The sequence below is a fragment of the Mesorhizobium sp. M0751 genome (assembly GCF_040320265.1).
Lineage (GTDB): Bacteria > Pseudomonadota > Alphaproteobacteria > Rhizobiales > Rhizobiaceae > Mesorhizobium.
In genome coordinates, this window is sequence record NZ_JAMYPH010000074.1 from 1 (window position 1) to 1,322 (window position 1,322).

General features: G+C 63.5%; 1 protein-coding gene and 1 other annotated feature. The gene reads right to left on the reverse strand.

What is annotated here, in order from left to right; all coding sequences use genetic code 11:
- Positions 1 to 39: 39 nt before the first annotated feature.
- Positions 40 to 1,271 (reverse strand): IS3 family transposase gene (locus NKI19_RS32680; RefSeq protein ID WP_352567713.1). Its coding sequence is split into 2 segments (ribosomal slippage): positions 40 to 980 and positions 980 to 1,271, totalling 1,233 coding nucleotides; the frame shifts between segments, so codons are not numbered across the junction.
- Positions 871 to 987 (reverse strand) — a sequence feature (AL1L pseudoknot). (Overlaps the previous gene by 117 nt.)
- Positions 1,272 to 1,322: the final 51 nt, after the last annotated feature.

Here is a 1,322-nt window from a genome sequence, read left to right on the forward strand (position 1 = left end):
TGAACCGCCCCGGGTTTTCCGGAGGCCGTTTCGTTCGAGTCACGCGGCTATGGCTGGTTCATCCAACATGGCGTAGTAGCGTTCCTCGGCTTCGGCCGGCGGGATGTTGCCGATGGGCTCCAGCAGCCGGCGATTGTTGAACCAGTCGACCCATTCGAGCGTGGCGAACTCGACGGCCTCGAATGAGCGCCAGGGTCCGCGTCGATGGATCACCTCGGCCTTGTAAAGACCGTTGATCGTTTCGGCGAGAGCATTGTCGTAAGAGTCGCCGACACTGCCCACCGAAGGTTCGACGCCGGCCTCCGCCAGGCGCTCGATGTATCTGATGGAGACGTATTGGCTGCCTCTATCGCTGTGATGGATGAGCCCGCCTCCCTGCACGGGCCGCCGATCATGGAGAGCCTGTTCCAGAGCGTCCAGAACGAAGCTGGCATGCGCCGTCCGGCTCACCCGCCAGCCGACGATCCTTCGCGCATAGGTGTCGATGACAAAGGCGACATAGACGAAGCCCGTCCAGGTCGCGACGTAGGTGAAGTCGGAGACCCACAGCATGTTCGGCGCCGGGGCATGGAACTGGCGATTGACGTGATCGAGAGGGCATGGTGCCGCCTTGTCGCTCACCGTGGTGCGGATCGGCTTGCCGCGGATGATGCCTTCGAGGCCCATGGCCTTCATCAGGCGGGCAACCGTGCAGCGGGCGACATCGAAGCCCTCGCGTTGCAACTGCCGCCAGATCTTGCGAACGCCGTAGACGCGGAAGTTAGCCTCGAACACGCGTCGGACCTCATCCTTCAAAGCCTCATCCCGCTTCACCCGAGCCGACAGCCGGGAGGGATCGATGCGCTTGGCGACATGGTCGTGGTAGGTCGACGGGGCGATCGGCAGCACCTTGCAGATCGGCTCGACCCCATGCGCCTCGCGGTGATCGTCAATGAACGCGATCATGGCTTGAACCGGCGGTCGAGCTCCGCCTGGGCAAAATACGCGGAAGCCTTGCGAAGGATCTCGTTGGCCTGGCGAAGCTCGCGGTTCTCGCGTTCCAAAGCCTTGAGTTTCGTCGCCACATCCGTAGGCACACCGGCTCGCACGCCACTGTCGCGCTCGGCCTTCTTCACCCACTCATGCAGCGTCTGCGCCGTGCAGCCGATCTTGGCGGCGATCGACGAGACCGCCGCCCACCGCGAGGCATGCTCGCCTTCGTGATCCAGAACCAGCCGCACCGCACGGGCTCGGACCTCGGGAGAGAACTTGTTGGTCGTCTTGCTTGTCATGGCTCCACCTTCTCAGGAGTTGGAGCCTCCGATCAACCCGGGGCGGTTCAC